At 65.2% G+C, this 22251-nt stretch carries 17 protein-coding genes and 1 pseudogene; 9 read left to right on the forward strand and 9 right to left on the reverse strand.

Annotated elements, in window-relative coordinates; genetic code table 11:
* Nucleotides 1–13: 13 nt before the first annotated feature.
* The 4 genes from mfd to mscL all read left to right on the forward strand — a co-directional run bounded on the left by mfd (nucleotide 14) and on the right by mscL (nucleotide 6545).
* Nucleotides 14–3493, forward strand: coding sequence for a transcription-repair coupling factor (mfd, locus tag AB3X96_RS05855; protein ID WP_368588958.1), 3480 nt, complete (start codon nucleotides 14–16; stop codon nucleotides 3491–3493).
* A gap of 149 nt (nucleotides 3494–3642) precedes the next feature.
* Nucleotides 3643–4875 (forward strand): acetylornithine deacetylase, encoded by a 1233-nt coding sequence (gene argE, locus AB3X96_RS05860; protein ID WP_368588959.1) that lies wholly within the window; start codon nucleotides 3643–3645, stop codon nucleotides 4873–4875.
* 89 nt (nucleotides 4876–4964) lie between these two features.
* Nucleotides 4965–5999: a threonine/serine dehydratase gene (locus AB3X96_RS05865; RefSeq protein WP_368588960.1), complete on the forward strand. Its 1035-nt coding sequence runs from the start codon at nucleotides 4965–4967 to the stop codon at nucleotides 5997–5999.
* A gap of 99 nt (nucleotides 6000–6098) precedes the next feature.
* Nucleotides 6099–6545 (forward strand): large conductance mechanosensitive channel protein MscL, encoded by a 447-nt coding sequence (mscL, locus tag AB3X96_RS05870; protein ID WP_018432034.1) that lies wholly within the window; start codon nucleotides 6099–6101, stop codon nucleotides 6543–6545.
* Between the two features lie 88 nt (nucleotides 6546–6633).
* Here mscL and AB3X96_RS05875 read toward each other — a convergent pair whose 3' ends face one another.
* The 3 genes and pseudogenes from AB3X96_RS05875 to AB3X96_RS05885 form a co-directional block, all read right to left on the reverse strand.
* A complete protein-coding gene (locus tag AB3X96_RS05875) occupies nucleotides 6634–8643 on the reverse strand; it encodes a response regulator (protein WP_368588961.1) in 2010 nt (669 codons plus the stop codon).
* A 59-nt stretch (nucleotides 8644–8702) separates the two neighbouring features.
* Nucleotides 8703–8968, reverse strand: a pseudogene (locus tag AB3X96_RS05880) (hypothetical protein).
* Nucleotides 8969–8994: 26 nt separating this feature from the next.
* Nucleotides 8995–10605, reverse strand: a complete 1611-nt coding sequence (locus AB3X96_RS05885) for an ATP-binding protein (RefSeq protein WP_368588962.1) — start codon at nucleotides 10603–10605, stop codon at nucleotides 8995–8997.
* 114 nt (nucleotides 10606–10719) lie between these two features.
* On the opposite strand from AB3X96_RS05885, the gene AB3X96_RS05890 reads away from it, so the two are divergent.
* The gene (locus AB3X96_RS05890) at nucleotides 10720–11055 is read left to right on the forward strand and encodes a hypothetical protein (protein WP_157646264.1); all 336 of its coding nucleotides are present in this window, start codon (nucleotides 10720–10722) and stop codon (nucleotides 11053–11055) included.
* Complete coding sequence (locus AB3X96_RS05895) at nucleotides 10988–11479, forward strand: hypothetical protein (protein WP_013089382.1); 492 nt, start codon at nucleotides 10988–10990, stop codon at nucleotides 11477–11479. The genes AB3X96_RS05890 and AB3X96_RS05895 overlap by 68 nt, the downstream gene beginning before the upstream one ends.
* A 201-nt stretch (nucleotides 11480–11680) precedes the next feature.
* Here AB3X96_RS05895 and AB3X96_RS05900 read toward each other — a convergent pair whose 3' ends face one another.
* Together AB3X96_RS05900 and AB3X96_RS05905 are read right to left on the reverse strand one after the other, a co-directional pair.
* Nucleotides 11681–11806 carry a hypothetical protein gene (locus AB3X96_RS05900; RefSeq protein ID WP_368588963.1) on the reverse strand — a complete coding sequence of 42 codons (126 nt, stop codon included), beginning with the start codon at nucleotides 11804–11806 and terminating at the stop codon, nucleotides 11681–11683.
* Nucleotides 11806–14304 (reverse strand): AsmA family protein, encoded by a 2499-nt coding sequence (locus AB3X96_RS05905; RefSeq protein ID WP_368588964.1) that lies wholly within the window; start codon nucleotides 14302–14304, stop codon nucleotides 11806–11808. The genes AB3X96_RS05900 and AB3X96_RS05905 overlap by 1 nt, the downstream gene beginning before the upstream one ends.
* Before the next feature lie 211 nt (nucleotides 14305–14515).
* On the opposite strand from AB3X96_RS05905, the gene AB3X96_RS05910 reads away from it, so the two are divergent.
* Both AB3X96_RS05910 and fetB read left to right on the forward strand, forming a co-directional pair.
* Nucleotides 14516–15259: an ATP-binding cassette domain-containing protein gene (locus AB3X96_RS05910; RefSeq protein ID WP_368588965.1), complete on the forward strand. Its 744-nt coding sequence runs from the start codon at nucleotides 14516–14518 to the stop codon at nucleotides 15257–15259.
* Complete coding sequence (gene fetB / locus AB3X96_RS05915) at nucleotides 15256–16062, forward strand: iron export ABC transporter permease subunit FetB (protein WP_176119868.1); 807 nt, start codon at nucleotides 15256–15258, stop codon at nucleotides 16060–16062. Before AB3X96_RS05910 ends, fetB begins: the two co-directional genes overlap by 4 nt.
* 70 nt (nucleotides 16063–16132) lie before the next feature.
* Here fetB and AB3X96_RS05920 read toward each other — a convergent pair whose 3' ends face one another.
* Entirely contained in the window at nucleotides 16133–16681 is a 549-nt protein-coding gene (locus AB3X96_RS05920; RefSeq protein ID WP_368588966.1) for a DUF6013 family protein, read from the reverse strand.
* A gap of 233 nt (nucleotides 16682–16914) precedes the next feature.
* On the reverse strand, nucleotides 16915–17931 hold the full coding sequence (locus tag AB3X96_RS05925) for a zinc-binding alcohol dehydrogenase family protein (RefSeq protein WP_368588967.1): 1017 nt from the start codon (nucleotides 17929–17931) through the stop codon (nucleotides 16915–16917).
* 112 nt (nucleotides 17932–18043) lie between these two features.
* Here AB3X96_RS05925 and AB3X96_RS05930 point away from each other — a divergent pair, with 112 nt between their 5' ends.
* The gene (locus tag AB3X96_RS05930; RefSeq protein ID WP_368588968.1) at nucleotides 18044–19012 is read left to right on the forward strand and encodes a LysR family transcriptional regulator; all 969 of its coding nucleotides are present in this window, start codon (nucleotides 18044–18046) and stop codon (nucleotides 19010–19012) included.
* Nucleotides 19013–19034: 22 nt separating this feature from the next.
* On the opposite strand, the gene AB3X96_RS05935 is transcribed toward AB3X96_RS05930, so the two are convergent.
* Complete coding sequence (locus AB3X96_RS05935) at nucleotides 19035–19337, reverse strand: hypothetical protein (RefSeq protein ID WP_368588969.1); 303 nt, start codon at nucleotides 19335–19337, stop codon at nucleotides 19035–19037.
* Nucleotides 19338–19419: 82 nt separating this feature from the next.
* On the reverse strand, nucleotides 19420–22248 hold the full coding sequence (ligD, locus tag AB3X96_RS05940) for a DNA ligase D (RefSeq protein WP_368588970.1): 2829 nt from the start codon (nucleotides 22246–22248) through the stop codon (nucleotides 19420–19422).
* Nucleotides 22249–22251 lie beyond the last annotated feature (3 nt).

Raw genomic sequence — 22251 nt, forward strand, 5'->3', positions numbered from 1 at the left:
CTTTCTCTCCTTTATGCCAGACATCGCCGCAATCTCGCAGTCCTCCTCGCCCGTCGCGCTCGTCAAGGCCGGCCAGCGTTTCGCCTTCGACGGCACGCGCGGTTCGTCCGACGCGCTGCTGATCGCCCGCTACCATCTCAGCTATCGCGAGAAGATGCCGCTGCTGGCGGTGGTCTGCGAAAGCGCGGTTGACGCCCAGCGGCTGTCGCAGGAAATCGGCTTCTTCGCGCCCGACGCGCGCGTGCGCCTCTTGCCCGACTGGGAGACCCTGCCTTACGACACGTTTTCGCCACACCAGGACCTCGTGTCCGAGCGTCTCGCGACGCTGCACGATCTCGGCGAAGGCCGCTGCGACATCCTGCTCGTGCCGGCCACGACGGCCTTGTACCGGATGCCGCCCGCGTCGTTCCTCGCCGCCTACACGTTCTCGTTCTCGCAGGGTGAACGGCTCGACGAAGCGAAGCTGAAGGCGCAGCTGACGCTCGCCGGCTACGAGCACGTGAGCCAGGTCGTGCGTCCCGGCGAATACTGCGTGCGCGGCTCGCTGCTCGATCTGTTCCCGATGGGCTCCCCGCTGCCCTACCGGATCGACCTGTTCGATGACCAGGTCGACTCGATCCGCGCATTCGACCCCGACACGCAGCGCAGCCTCTATCCGGTCAAGGACGTGCGTCTGCTGCCGGGCCGCGAATTCCCGTTCGACGAAGCCGCGCGCACCGCATTCCGCAGCCGCTGGCGCGAGACCTTCGAGGGCGATCCGAGCCGCGCATCGATCTACAAAGACATCGGCAACGGCGTGCCGTCGGCGGGCATCGAATACTATCTGCCGCTGTTCTTCGAGGAAACGGCCACCCTCTTCCATTACCTGCCCGACGGTTCCCAGCTCGCGTTCGTCGGCGATCTGGACGCGGCGATCCGGCGCTTCACGAACGACACGAAGCAGCGCTTCAACTTCCTGTCGCACGACCGCGACCGGCCGATACTCGAACCGCAGAAGCTGTTCCTGTCGGACGAAGATTTCTTCACGTTCGCGAAACCGTTCGCACGGCTCGTGCTGCCCACCAACGGCGGCGGCGCCTGGTCGATCGCTCTGCCGAACCTCGCGATCGACCGTCACGCCGACGACCCCGTCTCGGCACTGCGCGCGTATCTGAGCACGACGCCGAACCGCGTGCTGTTCGCCGCCGAATCGGCGGGCCGTCGCGAGACGCTGCTGCAACTGCTCGCCGACAATCAGCTGAAGCCCGCCTCGGCCGACAGCTTCGCCGACTGGCTCAAGAGCGATGCGCCGTTCTCGCTCGGCGTCGCGCCGCTCGCGAACGGCTTCGCGGTGCCGGGCGACGGCATCACGATCATCACCGAGACCGAGCTGTACGGACCGCTCGCGCGCCGCGCGGGACGACGCCGCCAGGAACAGGCGAGCAACGTCGATTCGATGGTGCGCGATCTGTCCGAGCTGAAGGTCGGCGATCCGGTGGTCCATTCGCAGCACGGTATCGGCCGCTACATGGGTCTCGTGACGATGGACCTCGGCGAAGGTGAAACCGAGTTCCTGCACCTTGAATACGCGGGCGACAGCAAGCTCTACGTGCCGGTCGCGCAATTGCACGTGATCTCGCGCTACAGCGGCGCCGATCCGGAAAGCGCGCCGCTGCATTCGCTGGGTTCGGGCCAGTGGGAAAAGGCCAAGCGCAAGGCCGCGCAGCAGATCCGCGATACCGCCGCCGAACTGCTCAACCTGTACGCGCGCCGCGCCGCCCGCGAAGGCCACGCGTTCGCGCTCGAACCGAAGGACTATGTGAAGTTCGCCGAGAGCTTCGGTTTCGAGGAGACGCCGGACCAGGCCGCCGCGATCGCGGCCGTGATCGGCGACATGACGGGCGGCAAGCCGATGGACCGGCTCGTGTGCGGCGACGTCGGCTTCGGCAAGACCGAGGTCGCGTTGCGCGCGGCGTTCATCGCGGTGATGGGCGGCAAGCAGGTCGCGCTGCTGTCACCCACCACGCTGCTCGCCGAACAGCACACGCAAACCTTCAGTGACCGCTTCTCCGACTGGCCGGTGCGCATCGCCGAGCTGTCGCGCTTCAAGTCGACCAAGGAAGTGAACGCGGCGATCCAGCAGATCAACGAAGGTTCGGTCGACATCGTGATCGGCACGCACAAGCTGCTGTCGTCGGATGTGCAGTTCAAGCGGCTCGGGCTCGTGATCATCGACGAGGAGCATCGCTTCGGCGTGCGTCAGAAGGAAGCGCTGAAGGCGCTGCGCGCTGAAGTCGACGTGCTTACGCTGACCGCGACGCCGATTCCGCGCACGCTCGGCATGGCGCTCGAAGGCCTGCGCGATTTCTCGGTGATCGCCACGGCGCCGCAAAAGCGCCTTGCGATCAAGACTTTCGTGCGGCGCGAGGAAGACAGCGTGATTCGCGAAGCGATGCTGCGCGAGCTGAAGCGCGGCGGCCAGGTCTACTTCCTGCACAACGAAGTCGAGACGATCGAAAACCGCCGGCAGATGCTCGAAGCACTCGTGCCCGAAGCGCGCATCGCGGTCGCGCATGGGCAGATGCACGAGCGCGAACTGGAACGCGTGATGCGCGACTTCGTCGCGCAACGCGCTAACGTGCTGCTGTGCACGACGATCATCGAAACCGGCATCGACGTGCCGAGCGCGAACACGATCCTGATCCATCGTTCCGACAAGTTCGGTCTCGCGCAATTGCATCAGTTGCGGGGCCGGGTCGGCCGCTCGCATCACCAGGCATATTCGTATCTGCTCGTGCATGATCCACAGGGGCTCACCAAGCAGGCGCAACGACGGCTCGAAGCAATCCAGCAGATGGAGGAGCTCGGCTCGGGCTTCTATCTCGCGATGCACGACCTCGAGATTCGCGGCACCGGCGAGGTGCTCGGCGACAAGCAGTCGGGCGAGATTCACGAGATCGGCTTCCAGCTTTATACCGACATGCTCAATGACGCGGTGAAGGCGCTCAAGAACGGCAAGGAACCGGACCTCACCGCGCCGCTCGCGGCGACCACCGAGATCAACCTGCATTCGCCGGCAATCCTGCCGTCGGATTATTGCGGCGACGTGCAGGAACGTCTGTCGCTGTACAAGCGCCTCGCGAACTGCGAACACAGCGATTCGATCGACGGTATCCAGGAGGAGCTGATCGACCGCTTCGGCAAGCTGCCGCCGCAGGCGCATGCGCTGGTGGAGACGCATCGTCTGCGGCTCGCCGCCAAACCGCTCGGCATTTCGAAGATCGATGCCGGCGAAGCGGTGATCGGCCTGCAGTTCATCCCTAATCCGCCCGTCGACGCGATGCGGATCATCGAGATGGTGCAGAAGCACAAGCACATCAAGCTCGCGGGCCAGGACAAGCTGCGTATCGAAACGCGCAGCCCGGATCTCGCGGTGCGCGTCGCGACCGTCAAGGAGACCTTGCGCGCGCTCGGTTCGCCGAGCCGCGGCACGGCGCCGGCGCCCGCGCGCTGAGGGTCCTGAAACAGCAAAAAAACGGGGGGACGTCCCCCGTTTTCTTGCATCGATGCTGCGCTGCGCCAACGCGCGCCGGGCGTTTTGGCCACCTTACCAAAATGCAATATGGGATATGATCGATAGACACAAAATGATGGAGTCATGTCATGTCTCACGTCGCTGAAACGGCTCAATCGTCGCAGTCGCCCGCCTCCTCCGCTTCTCCCGCTTCTCCGGTATCTCTGCCCTGGGTCACCCGTCTCGTGTCGATGGACACGGTGAGCCGCAATCCGAATCTCGGCCTGATCGAAATCGTGCGCGACGAACTGCGCGCGGTCGGTATCGACGCGACGCTGACGCACGGCAAGGGCGGCAAATGGGCGAACCTGTTCGCGACGATTCCCGCGCACGATGGCGAAACGAACGGCGGCGTCGTGCTGTCGGGCCATACTGACGTCGTGCCAGTGGATGGCCAGCAATGGGACAGCGATCCGTTCAAGCCCGAGATTCGCGGTGACAAGCTCTACGGCCGCGGCACCTGCGACATGAAGGGTTTCATCGGCGCGGCGCTCGCGCTCGTGCCCGAGATGCAGCGTACCAGGCTTGCGAAACCGATCCACTTCGCGCTGTCATTCGACGAGGAAGTTGGCTGCGTCGGCGCGCCGCTGATGATCGCCGATCTGATGAAGCGCGGCGTGAAGCCGGACGGCTGTATCGTCGGCGAGCCGACCAGCATGCGCCCGATCATCGCGCACAAGGGCATCAACGCGTATCACTGCTGCGTGCGAGGCCAGGCCGCGCATTCGTCGCTGACGCCGAAGGGCTTGAACGCGATCGAGTACGCGGCGCGCCTGATCTGCCACATCCGCGACATGGCCGACCGGTTCCGCGCGCAAGGCCCGTTCGACGAACTGTACGACGTGCCGTTCAGCACCGCGCAGACCAGCACGATCACGGGCGGCAACGCGATCAACACGGTGCCGGCCGAATGCCAGTTCCAGTTCGAATTCCGCAATCTGCCGACGCTCGATCCCGAGCAGATCTTCGCGCGCATCGACAGCTACGCGCGCGAAACGCTGCTGCCGAAAATGCTGCGCGAGCATCCGTCGGCCGCGATCGAGATCACGAAGATAGCCGCGGCGCCCGGACTGGATTCGTCTGAACAGGCCGCGATCACGCAACTCGTGCGCGCGCTGACGGCCGACCAGGACAAGCGTAAGGTCGCGTACGGCACCGAGGCAGGCCTGTTTTCGAACGCGGGGATTCCGAGCATCGTCTGCGGCCCCGGCGATATCCAGCAGGCGCACAAGGCGAACGAATTCGTCGAGCTCGAGCAGCTCGTCGCGTGCGAGCGCTTCCTGCGCAAGTTCATTCACAGCATGTCGGTCGAGGCCGCTTAGCCCGTCTCGTTGCAGCGGCGCGCAGCCGCGGTGAACCTGCGCGCCGCGCCACGGGTCTCAGCGACATCGACGACTCCGGAGCGACCGCCATGTCCAGCGCCATGCAGCAGCACACGGATCACACGATCGACGGCGAGCCGATCCCCACGTTCGACGACATCGCCGCGCAGCATTTCGCATTGACCCCGTGGGTCGCGCGCACGCCGGTGTTCGACCGGCTCGACTTCTCGTCGCTGCGCGGCACCGTCGTCAATTTCAAGTTCGAGCTCTTGCAGGCGGGTGGCAGCTTCAAGGCGCGCGGCGCCTTTACGAACCTGCTCGCGCTCGACGACGCGCAGAAGAGCGCGGGCGTCACCTGCGTGTCGGGCGGCAATCACGCGGTGGCGGTCGCCTATGCGGCGATGCGGCTCGGCGTCAGCGCGAAGGTCGTGCTGTTCAGCGCGGCGAATCCGGCGCGCGTCGCGTTGTGCCGTGCATACGGCGCCGACATCGTCTATGCGGAAGATCTCGCCGAAGCGTTCGAACTGGTGCGACGCATCGAGGCCGAGGAAGGCCGTTATTTCGTGCATCCGTTCAACGGTTATCGCACGGTGCTCGGCTCGGCGACGCTCGGCTACGAATGGGCGACGCAAACACCCGACCTCGAAGCGGTGATCGTGCCGATCGGCGGCGGCGGACTCGCGGCCGGCGTCTCCACCGCGCTGCGCCTCGCGAATCCGAACATACACGTGTACGGCGTCGAACCCGAAGGCTCCGATGTGATGAGCAAGAGTTTTGCCGCCAACCATACGGTCAGAATGGGCCATATGTACAGCATCGCCGATTCGCTGATGTCGCCGCATACCGAGCAATACAGCTACGAGTTGTGCCGCCGCCATATCGATCGGCTCGTCACGGTGTCCGACGATCAGTTGCGCGAAGCGATGCTGATCCTGTTCAATCAGCTGAAGCTCGCGGTCGAGCCGGCTTGCGCGGCCGCCACCGCAGCACTGCTCGGACCGTTGCGCGAACAGTTGCAGGGCAAACGTGTGGGCGTGCTGCTGTGCGGCGCGAACATCGACCCGGTCAGTTTTGCCGCGCATCTGGAGCGTGCACGTCATAGCGAGTCACAGTTTCCTCATTAACGACACGCAGCGAATGCACTTGTTGCGTCGGGGCCAAAGCACTAGCCTATCCGCTTCAGGTTGGTATGATTCGGCTATTCATATCAGGGAGGTGTGTGTATGAGCATGATCCAGGAATTTAAAGAATTTGCCCTCAAAGGCAATGTGATGGATCTGGCGGTCGGTGTGATTATCGGCGGCGCATTTTCCACCATTGTCAATTCCGTGGTTAAAGACCTGATCATGCCGGTCGTCGGGCTCGCTACCGGCGGCTTCGATTTCTCCAATCTGTTCGTTCGCCTCGGCCATATTCCAGCGACTTACAAAGGCAACCCCGAATCGTATAAAGACCTGCAGACGGCCGGCGTGGCGGTGTTCGGTTACGGCTCATTCATTACCGCGACGATCAACTTCATCATCCTCGCGTTCATCATCTTTCTGATGGTCAAGTTCATCAACAAACTGCGCAAGGAGCCGCAAGCTGCTCCGGCGGAACCGCCGCCGACGCCGGAAGACGTGCTGCTGCTTCGCGAGATCCGCGATTCGCTGAAAAACCAGCAGCGTTAATTGTTAAATAAAGCTCGGTTTCAAATACCTGAGCCAGTGAAATGAAAAAGGCCTGTTGCGACTGACTTCGCAACAGGCCTTTGTCTTTTCACTTTGCTTTCAGCGCACTGCCCTTTATCGAGCCTTGCGCATTCTTTTGCGCCTTCAATTGCGCGGCGCTTTCGATCATCGCTTCGAGTTGGCCGAAATTGACAGGCTTCGTCAGATGCGATGTAAAGCCCGCACCCAAACAACGGCGCACATCCTCGTCGGTGCCGAAGCCGGTCAACGCGACGGCTGGCACATCGGAATGTTCGCGAAACGCCTCGATGAAATCGAGGCCGGTGCCATCGGGCAACCCGACATCGCTGACAACCAGATCGAAGTTCTGCAACTGCGTCGCCGCAAGCGCATCGTCGATGCGCCCGACCACCGTCACCTGATGACCCAAGCCGTGCATCAATTGGGCCATCACGTCGGCAGTATCGGCATGATCCTCGATCAGCAGCACGGTCAGCGAACTCGCCGGCTGCACGGTGCTCGGCACGATGACCGGCGGCGCGGTGGCCGGCGCGGCCGCGGTCGGCAGCGTGATCGTGAAGGTCGCGCCACAATGCGGACCGGGACTCTGCGCGGTCACGGTGCCGCCGTGCACGTCGGTCAGCGCCTTCGTGATCGCGAGACCGAGACCCAGCCCGCCGAATTGCCGCGTCATACTCTGGTCGCCCTGCTCGAACGCGTTGAACAGCTTGCCGATCTGCTCCGGCTCGATGCCGATGCCGGTGTCTTCGACCGAGATCTGCACCTGCATGCGTTCGTCGCGCGTGCGTACATAGATATGGCCGCCGTCCGGCGTGAACTTGGCGGCATTGCGAATCAGGTTCCACAGCATCTGTTGCAGACGCGCGCGATCGGCGAGCACGTAGTGATGCGTCGCGCGCTTGTCGACATGCACGTCCTGCTGCTTGACCTGGATTTCGCTGCGAAAGAGTTCGAGCACGCTGTCGATCACGTCGTGCACGTCGACGGTTTCCAGCGACAGCCGCAGCTTGCCGTTCGCGACGCGCGTCAGATCGAGCAGATCGTCGATCAGCCGTGCCTCCAGCTCGACGTTGCGGCGGATCATCCGCACGCTCGCACGTGCCTGCTCGGGCAGATCGGCAATCATCTCGAGCACGCTCGCGCCCGCCAGCACCGGAGTGAGCGGCGTGCGCAATTCGTGCGACAGCATCGCGAGAAAACGGTCCTTCGCGCGATTCGCTTCTTCGGCGGCCTGGCGCGCGGCCTGCTCGGACTCGAGCAGCCGCTCGCGCTCCTCGATCGCCTCGCGCTGCGAGTGAATGTCGGTGCAACTGCCGAACCATTTGCTGACGTTGCCTTCGGCATCGCGCATCGGGACCACGCGCACGTCGAACCAGCGGTACTCGCCGTCGTGGCGGCGAATCCGCATCTCGTGCCGATAGTCGCCGTTGCGGCTCGTCACGGCCTTGAGCCAGCTTTGCCGGATCTGCTCGCGATCGTCGGGATGCACGGCGTCGAGCCACGCAAGACCATGCGAGCTGGGTTCGCGCAAGCCCGTGTAGTCGTACCATTGCTTCGACAGGAAGTCGCAATCGCCGGCCGCGTCGCAGGTCAGCACCAGATGCGGCAACGTCTCCGACAGCGTGCGGTAATGCAGTTCGCGATCGCGCAGCAGCAGCGCTTCGTCGGACGCGCGTTGCAGCCGCACCTGCGACAGCACGCGCTCCACAGCCTCCGGCAGATAGTCGAGATAGTCGCCGGACTTCGGCACCACGTCGGACACGCCCGCGCGCAGCGCTTCGATCACGCGCGACTCGTCGGTGAAGCCGGTCACGAGAATCGCCGGAATGCGCACACCCTCCGCGCGCAAACGACGGAAGAAATCGAGCCCGGTCTCCGGCCCGTTCAACTGATAGTCGAGCACCAGCAGATCGAGGCCGCCGCTCGCGAGCCGCTCGCGGGCCGCCTCGACACCGGCGCAGCTCGCCACCCGGCAGCCGGCGCGTTCGAGCGACTTGCGCGCGAGCCGCAGGATGCCCTCGTCGTCATCGACAACGAGCACATAAGCGGCTTGCGGCTTGGACACTTCTTCGGTCATGCGGATGCTCTGTGGCTAAGGTCAGTGCTTATGTTGTCATGAACGGCTTTCGGTCGCCTTCAGGCCGGCTCGAGCCGATGCGCCGGCAGCAGCTTGCCCACTTGCAGAAAAAAGCCCAGCCGGCGCACGGCCTCGATGAACGTATCGTATTCGACCGGCTTGCAGACGTAGACGTTGCAACCGGGTTCGTAGCAGCGAGCGGCTTCGCGCCGGCGCGGCGCAGATTCCGCTCGACGAGCGTTGCGTGGCCGTCGTCGTCTTCGATCAGAACGATGCTGGCCGTTTGCGCGTGATTCGTAGGCTCTCCGTGCCAACGATTCGTCATCCATGTCCGCGCGGCATGCGCAACACTCAGAAGCGCACGGGCTGCTCGGGCAGCACCACGAAAAAAGTCGAACCGGCGCCCTCGGCCGATTCGACCCAGACCCGCCCGCCGTGCCGCTCGACCGTGCGCCGCACCACCGCGAGGCCGATCCCATCGCCGCTAGCGACGTCTGCATGCAGACGCTGGAACGCGCGAAACACCTTCGATAGATACGCGGCCGGAATGCCTAGCCCATTATCGCGGACGTAATAGGTGCGCATACGGACCGCGCGCGGCTCGCTTTCATCGACGGGTTCGGGCGCCAGCGCGCCGACCTCGATGCGCCCGCGGCGCGCCGGATCGAGAAAAGTCAGCGCATTGCCGATCAGGTTGCTGAAGATCTGTTCGACCGCCGCCGGATCGCCCCATGCGGGCGGCAGCTCGCGCACCGTGACGCTCGCGGCGCGCTGGTCGATCGTGCCTTGCAACCCATCGACGACCCGCGCCACCGCGCGCCCGACGCTGACCCGCTGCCACTGGTATTCGAGCCGTCCCGCACGCGAGATGCGCAACAGCGCGTCGATGATCGCCGCCGCGCGCGCAACAGCCGTGCGCAAATAGTGCAACGACTCGCGCATGTCGCCATCGAGAATCTGCGTCATGCGCCGCGCTTCGATCTCAGGCAGGCGAGCCCGCCCGACGAGGCCGTCCAGTTCGTCGCACGATACGTGCAGCTCCTTCGAAAACCCTTGCAGATTCACGAGCGGCGAGCGCAGATCATGCGACACGCTGTAGATGAACATCTCGTTGTCCTGCGTTTCCTGGCGCAATTCCTCATTGACGGCCGTCAGTTCGCGCGCGCGTGCTTCGAGCTCGGTCTTCAGGGCCTGCTGCCCGGCTTCCGCCTCGCGCAGACGCGTATCGGTCTGATGCAGCACCGAGTCGAGCGCGGCGATTTCGTCGCTGCCCGACAACGGCGCCGCGAGCGGCCGGCCGCTGCCGAGCCGCTCGGCGTTATCGGTCAGCACTTCGAGGCGCTGGCCGATGCCGCGCGCGAACACGAAGGCGGTGACCGCCCAGATCAGCATCGAGCCGAATGCCGCGGCGATCAGCACGCGCTGCTGAAGGTCACGACGCTCGCCGAGCGCGCTCGAGCGCTCGGCATCGAGTACCGACGCCGCGGCGTCGAACTGGGCCAACTCCTCGCGGAACACGGCGATCTGCTCCGGCAACTCGCCGGTTTCGAGCGTGATATAGGGGCGTAGACTGCGCCCCTCGTGCAAAGCCTGCGAGATCGCGACACTCTGTTCGCGATACGCCTCGATCGCGCGCCGCATACTGCGTACGCGCTCGGCTTGCGCCGGTGTTTCGGCGACGAGCGCATCGAGCTTCGCGAGCCGGTCGTTCAGTTCGACCCACACCGCGTGGCGGTCGCTCAGCGACGCATCGCCCGTCACCATCGCGGTGCGCACGCGCGCGGCCTGGCGCAGCAGCGGGTCGACGATGGCCGACGACTCGTAGAGGATCTGCTTGCTGTTGTCGACCCATCGCGCGGCCTGCGCGGTGCGCTCCTGGGTGTCGAAGACGACCCCGAGCAGCGCGAGTTCGACCACGCTCGGTATCGCGATCAGCAGCAGGCCTTTGGTGAATAGTTTCATGGTTCCGTCAGGGCGTTCAGGCTGTGGTTCAGGCTGTCACTCGAACGGCGGGGCTCGCGCACCCGTGGCGCCCTGTAAGGCGGGCGCCGCGCGGCCGGACGGGCCATTATCGACGTGAACCAGAGATATTTCAACGGCGCGCCTGCAAGCGCTCGACCACACAAAAATGACTTTTTTATTGGGATGGGATGTTTTTTCCGCGCCGCCTGCGTCTATGATGGAGACAAGGTGTGCTGGGATGCGAATGCGCGCGGCGAGGCGGTTCGGCATGATTCGTGCGGGAGCGGTGGAGCGATGCAGCAACGTCGAATCATCGTGAATCCGGCCTTGTCGTATGCTATAAAAGATCGACGTGCGGCGCGCGAAAGCCGGGAGTGGTCGCATGAGGACGCAGCGTTTCTTGCAATTCTTTTTCAGGCGAATTTTTATGTCCTTCCCGAAAAAGCGTAGACGCGCGAAGGTGGACGGCGACGAGTCGTTCCTCGCGGTTCTGCGGCATTTCAAGCCGTTCGGTCAACTCGACACCAAGATTGCGCGGGCTCGCGCGCAGGACGAACCGGTGCTCTATGCACACGTACTGCCCGGACTCGACGTGCTTCTATGCAGTGTGCGCGGCGCGCAACCGCCCTACCCCGCACCAGCCGAATTGCGGCGGCGCTGCATCGAATCCATTACCAACGCACTGGAGCAACCGCTCGATGGTCTCGAGAACGGCGGCTACTGGTACGAGGCCGACGGCTTTGGCTTCCTCGTGTTCGCGAGTCGTGCGCGCGGCAAGATTCTGACGGAGTTCGGCGCGACGCGGATCGGTACTCGCCGCGGCGTGCGTCGCCAGGATGCGTCGGGCGATGCAACACCGCGCTCTCTCCGATAGCGCCGCTCAGAGACCCTGAAGTTCAGGGTTACTGACAGCTCGTTTCGTCGTCATTCATCCGCGGTTTCGACAGCCGATGTCGTCACCCATCGCTGGCGTCTTCGGTGGCGCGCTGCGTTGCTTTCCAGTTCGGTTCATTGCATTGAAACACGGGCTTCGACGGCGACCGCGCGCAGTTGCGCGCGCGCGGCATCCTGCCATTCATTCGGCCATCGCATCATCGACGCGCTCGCGCGCGGGCGGCACGCTGATCAGCCACAGAAAGATCACGCCCAGGCCGCCACCAAGGCCCCAGTTCAACCAGTCCACAGGCAAGCCCGACAACATCAGCTGCCCTTGTATTCGGCCGCGCTCGCCGGCGACTGCGTCGCGGGCTTGCGATTGCGATCCGTCGCGGCCGGCGACGACGCGTCGCCCGAGGACTTGTTGACCGGCGCGCCCTCCAGCGACATCGGCGCCTTCGGCTGTTGCTTCACGCCCGGCGGCGGCGCCTTCGGCATCTGCTGCACCTGCGCGAGCAATTGCGTGCACGGCAGCGGCTTGTTGTTGCTCGGCGCGAGCAGCGGGATCAGCGCAGCGAACGGATTGATCAGCCCGAGCCCGACCGCCGCGCCGCCACGCAGCGCAAGCGCGGCCGCATTGACACCGACGTGCGGGTCCTTGAAGGTGCCCTTCACGTACAGCGGCGAGCGCAGCGAAAAGACCCGGAAGCCCTTCGTATGCGGATGCACGCCCAGGTCCATCGTTTCGTCGCGCAGATTGATGTGACCGTCGATGTTGATCACCGCGTCGTCGGTATCGAGCGCGAACACGCGCGCTTCGAGCACGCCGTCGGTCGCGACGAAATCGGCGGCCGCGCAGTTGATCTTCACGTCGCGATTGCCGAACAGCTTTTCATAGACGACGTTCGCGACGTTCAGGCCGGCCGCCTCCATCAGCAGACGGCTCACGGTGCCCTCGCTCACGAGCGCCTTCAGCTCGCCGTTCGAAGTCGCGGCGAGCGCCGCCGGAGAGTTGCCGGTCGCGGACAGCGACGCGTCGCCGTTGATCTCGCCGAGCGCGCTCTGCATCGTCTTGAAGTTCGGGAACAGTTGCTTGAGCTTCAGATGCCGCGCCGACATCGCGAAGCGCCCCTTCAACGGCGCCCCGCTGCCATCGAGATAAATGTCCGACGCGAGCGAGCCGCCCGCGACGCCGAACTTGAGCGGCACGAGCGACAACACGCCGTCGGTCATCACGACGTGCGTGTACAGATCCGTGATCGGCAGGTTCGCGTTCTTGATGATGCGCCGGCCGGTGAACTTGACGTCGGCGTCGATGGCCTTCCAGCGGTCGGTGCGGAACTCCTCGACCGGCAGCGCGCGGTTGCTAGGCTGCGCGGCCGCGCCGCCGCGCCTCGCCTTGCTCGCGCTCGAATCGGCGCCGATCACCGGCGCGAGATCCGAAAACTGCAACAGATGCGACTCGAGTTCCCCCTGCAGCAGCGGACGCGGCTGGCGGCTGGTATAGGTCAACGAACCGTTCAGATCGCTCCCGCCGACCCGGCCTGTAAAGTTTTCATACGTGAACACGTTGCCGCTCGATTTGAACCGGCCGATCAGATGGCCCTCGGTCGCGTACGGCGGGGTCTCGGGCAGGGTCACCCCGGTCAGCGTATACAGCCGCGCCATGCTGTTGCCTTGCAGCCAGAGACGCAGATCGAGCGCCGCGAGATGCGCCGGATCGGTGATCGTGCCGACGAAGGCGATATGCAGATCGCCGGCTTTGACGTCGGCCTGCACCGGGAACGGCCGGTTCGCGTCCTGCAGCGCGAGCACGCCGCCGAGCTTGCCGCTGCCCGACAGCGGCGTGCGGTTGTAGGTGCCCTTGACGGTCCAGGCGATCGCATAGAGCGGCGACGCGCGTGGCGCGCCGGGTGCGGTGCCGCTCGCGGCCGAGACGGCCGCAGGCGTGCTGGCGCTCTCACTGGCGGTTTCACCACCTGGCGCGGCGGCGCCGCTCGTCGCGAGCGCGCCGGAAGTCGCGGGCGCGCCTGATGTTGCAGCCGGGCCCGAGGCTGCCGACGCCTGTGCCGGCGTCTGTGCTTCAGAAGCCGCCGCTTCGGAAGCCGCCTTCGCCGCCGACGCCGCCTGCGCTCCGGCCTGCGCGGCAAGCTTGCTCGCACCCGCGCGGCCGATCGCCTGCGCCGACGCGCTGCGCGAGGCCGCCTCCTGCTGCTTCAGCGCGTCGCCGATTGGAATCGGCTGCCCGAGCGTATCGACGACCATCTGCACCTCGACCTTCTTCTGCTGATCCGACAGCGCGATATTGCCCTTCGCGAACGCGATATCGTGCAGATCGAGCTTCCACTCGGATGGCCCGGTCGATGAAGGCAGTTTGAAGGTCCAGTTATTGCGGCCGTCTACAAGACGTTCGAGATCGACCGATGGATTCACGAGGTTGATCGCCGGAATCACGATGTCGTGCGCGAGCAGCGGCAGCACCTCGACTTCGAAGTCGATTTCGTCGAGCGTCGCGAACTGCGGCTGTTTGGCCCAGTCCGGATTGCCGATCGTGATGTTGGCCGCCGAAAAGCGCGGCCAGGGCACCCAGCCGCGCCAGCCGGTTTCGCCGACCGCATGACGCCAGCCCACCTTCAGATCGCCGTTGATCGCGAACGGCCGGCCGATCGCCTGGCTGACCTTGTCGTCGATGTAAGGCCGCGCGCGGTTCCAGTCGAAGGTCAGGATGAAGATGACGAGCGCAACGATCAGGATGACGAGCACCGCCAGCAGCCATGCAAAGATTTTTCCGACCCGTCGTCCGATGCTGCTCGACACTGCCATTGAAATGCTCCGCATGTTGTTCTACGTTGTGCACGGTGCAGCAGTTATCGTGCCTGGCGCGTGGCAATGAATCGTCGCGCCGGTTGTGGGTTGTGTGCGCTATTCGCGCCTCGTCGTTTTATCATGGCGCACGCTTTGCCGACAGACCGACCGGCGCATTGACGCCGTCGCGCCGGCATCGAAGCGACACCCTCCCCACGACGTTCCAACCATGACGACCGATGTTCCTCTCCTCTTCGCCGACGGCATTGTGCGGCGTGATGCGCAGCGCGGCCAGACGCTGTTGCAGCAGACCACTTTCGTGCTGCGCGCCGGCGAGCGCGTCGCGATCACCGGACCGTCCGGCTCCGGCAAGAGCGTGTTCTTGCGCGCGCTCGCGCTGCTCGATCCGATCGATGCAGGGCGCATCTTGTGGCATGGTGCGCCGCTCGTGCGAGCGGCGATTCCGCGCTATCGGCGCGGCGTCGCGTATATCCGGCAGCGACCCGCGCTGATCGACGGCAGCGTCGAAGACAATCTGCGCTATCCGTTCGATCTGCGCGCGTATCGCGACGCGCGCTTCGATCGCGCGCGGGCGGCCACGCTTGCGATGCAGGCCGGCCGCGGCGAGGACTTTCTCGGCAAGCGCGCAAGCGAATTGTCGGGCGGCGAAGCGCAGATCGCCGCGCTGATCCGGGTGCTGCAACTCGCGCCCGAAGTGTTGTTGCTCGACGAGCCGACCGCATCGCTCGACCCGGCTTCGTCGCGCGCGATCGAAGCGCTCGTGCAGGCATGGTTCGATGCCGCGCCTCGCGCTCACGCATCGATATGGGTATCGCACGATCCCGAGCAGGCGGCACGCATGAGCGAACGACATTTGACGATGCGCGCCGGCGTGCTGGCCGAACACACCACGGTGCGGCGCGACGCGGACCAACGCGATGTTGCGGACCTGCGTCGGGAGTCCCGCCCATGAGCCTGCAGAATCTGAGCTTGTGGGACGTCGCAATCGCGACGCTGCTGATCGTCGTGAATGGCGCGGTGTCGGTCGCGTTGAAACTCGATCTCGAACGCAAGCTCGCATGGGCGGCGGTGCGCACCGTGGTCCAGTTGCTCGCGATCGGCTATGTGCTCGGCTGGGTGTTCAGTTTCGCTCGCTGGTACGTGGTGCTGCCGCTGATGATCGTGATGACGCTGATCGCGGGTTTCGCCGGCGCGCAACGCGGCAGCCACACCTATGCCGGGCAACGCGCCGACAGCGTGCTGTCGATCTGGGTCAGCTCGTGGCTCGTGGCCGCGGTGGGACTGTTCGTCGTGATCCGCATCCATCCGTGGTATGAGCCGCAATATGCGATTCCGATTCTCGGCATGATCCTCGGCAACACGCTGACCGGTGTATCGCTCGGCATCGAGCGGATGACCGAGGAACTGACCGCGCGGCGCGACCGCGTCGACATGGCGCTCGCGCTCGGCGCGACACGCTGGGAGGCCGCGCAGGCGCCGGCGCGCCAGGCGGTGCGCGCGGGCATGATGCCGACGTTGAATCAGATGGCGGTGGTCGGCGTCGTCAGTTTGCCGGGCATGATGACCGGCCAGGTGCTGGCCGGGCAGTCGCCATTGCAGGCGGTGCGCTATCAGATCGTCATCATGTTTCTGATCGCGGCGGCGTCGGCGCTGGGGACGGTGGGCGCAGTGCTGCTCACGTACCGACGACTGTTTTCGGCCGAGCATCAGTTCTTGCCGGCGCGGCTCGTCGAGCGTGAGGCACGCAAAGGATGACTCACCGGGATGACACGCTAACGCATGTGACGGTTCGCGCACGCGGCCATCACCGCGCGCCCTGGATCATTCAACGCTTCGCGGTGACGGCGACCTCAGTGCCATCGTTCAGCGTCAGCGTTTTCGTCGTGCCGTTGACCGGCATCGTGAAACGCACGATCTGACTCATGCGCACATCGTTCGGACACTTGAGCGACTTGCCTCCGCTCGTCACGGTTTTGACACCATGCGGCGTCTGCGCCTGGAAGCTCAGCTGTACGGTCGCGGTGCCGTCGCTCGCCACCACCGGTGCGAGACGGATCTGCGTCTGGCGGATCATCGCGCCGTTCTCGTCGACCGGCAGCGACGCATAGTCCGGGCATGCGTCGGTAGCGGGCACCGGACCGCCGGGCGGCACGGTCTTCCACGTGAAGTCGTCCGTTTCGCCCGAGCGGATCGTGCGGGTCTCCTGGGAATTGCCGAACTGTTTCGACGTGACGCGAACGGTGTAGCGGATCGGACCGTCGAGCGCGGCCTTGTTGGTCACCGTGATCGGCGTGGCTGCGTGAGCAGCCGGCTCGAGCGCGCAGGCGAGAGAAGCGACAATCGAAACGGCGGAGAGTTTGAAGCTTAAGCTCATACTGTCACCTCGTTGTTGTGCCGCTGCGCGCTCGCGTCGACGCGATTGCCCGTGCACTGTTCGCGCACTGCCGAGGCCCGGCCGGTTCACACCGCCTTGCCTCGCCGCAAGACACGCAACCGTTTTGGCATGCTGCGTCGTCAGTCTAACGCCAAGCGCGCTGCCGCGCGTGTCGTGTCGGCTCGGGTGTTAACCCGCTTGCGGCGACGCGCTTTCTGCGCGTCGATTTCATCTCAGAAGCCGGTCAGCACCAGCTTGCCGATCGCGCGCCCTGCTTCCAGCACCCGATGCGCGCGGCGCAGATTCTCGGCGTTGATGCGGCCCAGGTCCTCGCCGAGCGTCGTGCGCAACGTGCCCGCGTCGACGAGGCGCGCGACCTCGGTCAGCAGCTTGTGCTGCTCGATCATGTCGGGCGTGCCGAACATCGAGCGCGTGAACATGAATTCCCAGTGAAACGCGGCGCTCTTCGCCTTCAGCAATTCGACCGGCACCGCGGCGCTGTTTTCGACGATGGTGCAGATACCGCCTTGCGGTTTGATCAGTTCGGCCGCAGCCGGGAAATTGCGATCGGTGTCGTTGAAGATCAGCACGTAGTCGACCTGTTCGATGCCGAGCTCTTTCATCTGCGCGGACAGATCGCCGAAGTGATCGACGACGTGATCCGCGCCGAGCTCCCGTGCCCATTTCGCCGATTCGGGCCGCGACGCGGTCGCGATCACCTTCAGCTTGGCGAGCTGCTTCGCGAGCTGGATGCCGATCGAGCCGACCCCGCCCGCGCCACCGAAAATCAGGACCGTGCGGCCTGCGTCGGCGCCCTGCGGCGACACGCCGAGCCGGTCGAACAATGCTTCCCATGCAGTGATCGCGGTCAGCGGCAAGGCGGCCGCGTGCGTGAAATCGAGCGACGCCGGCTTGTGTCCGACGATCCGTTCGTCCACCAGATGAAACTCGCTGTTGGCGCCCGGCCGCGTAATGCTGCCCGCATAAAACACGGGATCGCCGACCTTGAACAGCGTGACCTCGGGCCCGGCCGCGACGACGGTGCCGGCCGCGTCCCAGCCGAGCACGCGCGGCGTCGTCTCGACGCTGTCCTTCGGCGCGCGCACCTTGGTGTCGACCGGGTTCACGGAAATGGCTTCGACCTTGACCAGCAGATCGCGGCCGCTCGCTTCGGGTTTGGGGATCTCGACGTCGACGAGCGCTTCGGCGTAATCGATTGGCAGATAACGGTAGAGTCCGACGGCTTTCATGGTTGCTCCTTGAGGGTTCGGTTGATGTGCAAGCATGACCCGAATCGTAAGACGGCTCTTATTCTGCTAAAACAGTCATAATCACTGAAACATCATTTTGTTTATCAGAATAATGAACGGTTCATATCCGGCTGGCCGGCCTCTACCCAGCGAGCGCGAACGGCTCGATCTGCTCGATGTCGAGCTGTTCGTGCGCGCCGCGCTGCTCGCCAACGTGTCGGCGGCTGGGCGCGAGTTCGGTTTGTCGGCGGCGGTCGCGAGCGCTCGGATCGCCCAACTCGAAAAGCTGCTCGGCGCGCGTTTGTTGCATCGGACCACGCGCCGCATCAGCCTCACCCAGGACGGTGAAGTGTTCATGACGCGCGCCGAGGCGCTGCTCGACGCGGCCGCCGCGGCACGCGCATCGGTCGGCCGCGCGCAGGCCGAGCCGCAGGGACGGCTGCGCGTGACGATGCCGTCGTCGTTCGGGCGCCAGCATGTGTCGCCGGTGATCAGCGAGTTTTTGCGCCGCTATCCGGGCGTCAGCGTCGATCTGCGCCTGACGGATCAGGTGGTCGATCTGGTCGACGCGGGCATCGATGTCGCGATCCGCGTCGGAGTGCTGAAGGATTCGTCGCTGGTCGCGCGGCGGCTCGCGGTCAATCGCCGCGTGCTGTGCGCGGCCCCCGCCTATCTGGCCGCGCACGGCACGCCGCATCATCCGTCGGATCTCGCGCGGTACGAGTGCATCATCCTGTCGGAGCAGCGCGACTGGCGCTTCGTGACGCCCACTGGCCCGCTCGACGTGCGCGTGAGCGGCCGCCTCGTCACCGACAATGGCGAGGTGATTCGCGACGCGCTGCTCGCGGGCTTCGGCATCGCGCTGAAATCGACATGGGACGTGGCGCCCTATCTGGGCAGCGGCGAACTTGTCAGTGTGCTCGACAGCTATCCGCTCGCGGACGACGTCGCGATCTGGGCCGTGTACCCGAGCCGCGCGTTCGTGCCGCCGAAGACGGTCGCATTCATCGACTTCGTCGCCGCGCATTTCGACGATCCGCCGTATTGGGACCGGGAGCCGGTTGGGCTGGCGGGCGCGTAGGCGTCACGCCCGGTACGCGGCGTCAGCGCTTGCCGCTCTTCGCGCCGCCCTGCTTGCGATCCGAATTCACATCGGCATGCGAGTCGTTCTGCGTGCGCTGCTGATACTCGCCGCCGCCGCGGCGGTCGGTATCCTGCAAGCCATGCTCGATATCTTCATGCGCCTGCTTGCCGACATCGCGCGGATGGTCCTCGTGCTGTGACTCCGGATGCTGGTCGGTTTCATGCGGCAGCGGCGCCGCGGCTTCCTGCAACGACTTCGGGTCCTTGTTCGCGTGCGGGTCGGCTTGCGACTCGCCATCAGTCGATTGCGACAGGGTCTTCATTGCATTGCTCCTTCGCGAAGCGCGTTCACGCACTGAGTGCGCATGGCGATTTCGCGGGTTGTTCAGCCACCTGGACGAGCACTCATGACGCGACGCCCAGACGTTTTTTCATCGCCGCGGTGATGCGCTGACGCGTCTTCGCATAGTCGGCCCATGGGTCGCTTGCGAGGCCGTCCACGCGCTCGTGGACGTTGCGGATGCCCCATTGATCGCCGCCCGTCGTGCTGTCGAGTTCGTCCCACGCGAGCGGCACCGACACGCCGAGCCCCGGCCGCGCCCGCGCCGAGAATGCGGCCACCGTACTAGAGCCGCGGTTGTTGCGCAGATAGTCGATGAAGATCTTCTTCTTGCGATTCTGCGCGCCCATCTTCGCGCTGAAGTACTGCGGCAGCGTCGTCGCCATATGCTGCGCGACCGCCTGCGAGAAATCCTTCACTTCGTCCCAGCCGGCCTGCTTCGCGAGCGGCACGACCACGTGGAAGCCCTTGCCGCCGCTCGTCTTGACGAACGACTTCAGGCCCAGTTCGTCGAGTAGCGAGCGGGTCAGTTGCGCGGCCTCGACCATCCGTTCCCAGCCGAGCGACGGGTCTGGGTCGAGATCGAACACCATCCGATCGGGCTTTTCGATATTCGACGCGAGCGCATTCCACGTGTGAAATTCGACGGTGCCCATCTGCGCGGCGCCGACCAACGCGGCAAGCGTGTCGATCGTGATCAGCGCAGGATGGCCCGGGTCGAGTCCCTCGTGCTGCGTGACGTGCGGAATCGACAGCTTCTGGCTGTGCTTCTGGAAGAACAGCTCGCCGCCGATATCCTCGGGCGCGCGCACCAGCGCGACGGGCCGCTCGCGCAGATGCGGCAGCATCCATTCGGCGATTGATTCGTAGTACTGCACCAGTTCGAGCTTGCTTGCGCCGCTGCTCTTGTCGATCACGCGATCGGGATGCGAGATGCGCACGCCGGCGATTTCGCTTGGCGCGCGCGAGCGTGTTGCCGTGGTTCGGGCGGGCGCGCTTTCCGTCGCCGCGGGCGCGGCGGTCCTTGCAGTCCTGGCGGTTTTCGTGGCTGCGCGCTTTTTCGGCGCGCCTGTTTGCCGCGTATCGTCGGCGGCGGTTTCGGTTTGCTGTTGCACGTCGGCTCCTTGTCGGGCGGTTTCCCTGACGATCTGGCGCGCCGGTTTGTCGTCGCGCAGACTGACGAACGACGCCTGGCGCACGATGCCGTCGCTGGTCCATTCGGCGAAGTTGCATTCGGCGACGAGCACCGGCTCGACCCAATGCACGGGCGTGCGGCTGCGCTCACGCGGCGCGCTCGCGAACGGCATGCGCTTGCTCGCGTGCGCGTCGAGCGCCTGTTTGACCGAGCGCAGCAACGCGGCGTCGAAGCCGGTGCCGACGCGCCCCGCGTACTGCAGTTGGCCGTCGGCGTCGTAGACGCCGAGCAGCAGCGCGCCGAACGCCTCGCGGCTGCCGGCCGGCTCCGAGTAGCCGCCAATCACGAACTCCTGGCGGCGTCGGCACTTCAGCTTGATCCACGACGGCGCGCGGCCCGACACATAGCGGCTGTCGCGCCGCTTGCCGATGATGCCTTCGAGCCCCATGTCGCACGCACTCCTGAGCAGCTCGCCGGCGCTGAACGCGAAGTCGTTCGAAAAGCGCAGCACGCGATCGTCGACGCCTTCGAGCAGCGCGCGCAGAATCGCCCGGCGCTGTTCGAGCGGTACGCCGCGCAGGTCGTAGCCGTTCAGGAACGGCAGATCGAACAGATAGATCACGATGTCCTGCGGGCGGTGCGCATCGAACGCGTTTTGCAGCAACTGGAAGCTCGGCACGTCGCGTTCATCGAGCACGACCGCTTCGCCGTCGAGCCACGCGCTTTGCAGGTCGAGCCCGGCGATGGCCTCGATCTGCTTGCTGAACCTGGTGGTCCAGTCGTTGCCGTTGCACGTGAAAACGCTGACCGCACCAGCCTTCTTCTTTGATGCGTGGTCGATGCGCGCGAGCACGCGGTAGCCGTCGAACTTGATTTCGTACAGCCAGTCGTCGCCAGGCGGCGCAGTGTCGACGAGCGTCGCCAGCTCCGGCGTCAGGCTCGCGGGCAAGGCGGCTTTGACCGCGCCTTCAATCGATGGCGATGCGGCGAGTTCGCGCAACGACTGCGCGGTACGCGTCGCGACGATGTCGGGGCGTTTGGGATCGGCTGCGCGGCGCGAGGAGGCGGATGGCGCCGGCCTGCCCGCGCTCGTGGCCTTGCCGTCGCCCGACGTTTTCGTCTGCGCTTTCGCTTGCTTCGTTTTCCTGCCTTTGGACGCGCCGTCGGCCAGCACGCTGCCCGGCAGTTCTTTGAGCACGTCGTAGTCGCTCTCGTCGCGCGCTTCCTCGTCGCGCTCCTTGATCAGCAGCCATTGCTCCTTGTCGCCGCTGCCGCGCATATGGCTGCGTACCAGCGTCCAGCCGCCGTGCAGCTTCTCACCGTGCAAATGAAACTTGAGCTTGCCGGCCGCGTACGACCGCGCCGCTTCGGCCACGCCGCCCGCCGGCTCCCACGTGCCGCGATCCCACACGATCACGGTTCCCGCACCGTAGTTGCCGGGCGGAATCTCGCCCTCGAACGTACCGTATTCGACCGGATGGTCTTCGACGTGCACCGCGAGCCGCTTGACCGACGGGTCGAGGCTCGGTCCCTTCGGAACCGCCCACGACAGCAGCGCGCCGTTCAGTTCGAGCCGGAAATCGTAGTGCAGACGCCGCGCGTCGTGCTCCTGGATCACGTAGGACAGTGTGTCGGGCGCGGCACGCGTCGCGCTCCTGCCCGTCTTGCTTGCCGCGCGTTTGCGGGTCGTCGCGCCGGATGGCTCCGGCGTGTCTTCGAAGCGGCGCTTGCGGTGATAGAGCTCGAGTCGGTCGTTCATGGC

Source organism: Paraburkholderia sp. BR13439, assembly GCF_040948805.1.
GTDB classification, from domain to species: Bacteria; Pseudomonadota; Gammaproteobacteria; order Burkholderiales; family Burkholderiaceae; genus Paraburkholderia; species Paraburkholderia youngii.